Consider the following 911-nt stretch of genomic DNA (forward strand, 5'->3'; position numbering starts at 1 on the left):
TTGAGGTCTTTGAGGCATTGCTCGATCAGGGCGCGCGCCATGCGCGAGTCGTCTGCGCCCAGCACCACCGAACCGGCTTGAGCTTGAGTTCGGTATGCCCGGGCGGCGGGCTTTGCAATTGTTCCTTGACCGGCGAGACCATGTTGAGGATCTGCTCCACGTCCAGCACCTGCACCAGGCGGCCGCCATCCTGGGCCGAGTCGAGCCGGGCGATGCTGGTGACCACGCTGCCGGAGGCGTTGGAGTCGGCCGGCAAGACCTGACTCCAGTCCAGGCGCACGATCTCTTCCACCGACTCCACCGCGAAGGCCTGGGTATGACGGGCAAACTCGGTGATGAGCAGGATGTTCATGCCATTGCCGGGCTTGCAGCCAGCCACCGCCGGCAGGTCCACCACCGACATCACCTGGCCGCGGATGTTGACCATGCCCAGCATCGGCGAGCGCATCCCGGCGGCGGCCGTGATGTCCATCATCGGGACGATCTCGCGGATCTTGAAGACATTGATGCCGTACAGTTCGCCGGGTTTGTCGGTGCTGCCATCGGGGGTGCCGAGGCGGAACAGCAGCAGCTCGAACTTGTTGCTGGAAGTCAGGTTGGTGCGTTCGTCGATCTCTTTTTGAAAGGCATCCATAGCATCCTCAAAGGGTCAGAATTGTTCCCAGTCGCCGTGGTCGGCGCTGTCGTGTTGGCGTTTGCTCGAGGCATCCTTGGTCGGCCCGGCGATGATCTTGGTACGGGTTGCTGCCAGGGCCGGGCGACCCGGGGTGACATCGCGTGCTGCCTTGCCGCGCAGTGCCGCTGTGCGGGTGGGGGTGGCCACCACCGGTGCCGGTGCGTGGCTGGCATCCAGGCGGAATACGCCGACCGTCTGGCTCAGGCGTGCCGCCTGTTCTGCAAGGCCTGCCGCA

2 pseudogenes are annotated in these 911 nt (G+C 64.8%); both read right to left on the reverse strand.

What is annotated here, in order from left to right:
* Nucleotides 1-634 (reverse strand): annotated as a pseudogene (locus I5W_RS17435) (chemotaxis protein CheW); the annotation flags it as partial.
* A gap of 15 nt (nucleotides 635-649) precedes the next feature.
* Nucleotides 650-911, reverse strand: a pseudogene (locus I5W_RS17440) (methyl-accepting chemotaxis protein); the annotation flags it as partial.

This window comes from Herbaspirillum sp. B65 (assembly GCF_000333555.1).
Classification (GTDB): domain Bacteria; phylum Pseudomonadota; class Gammaproteobacteria; order Burkholderiales; family Burkholderiaceae_D; genus Herbaspirillum; species Herbaspirillum rubrisubalbicans.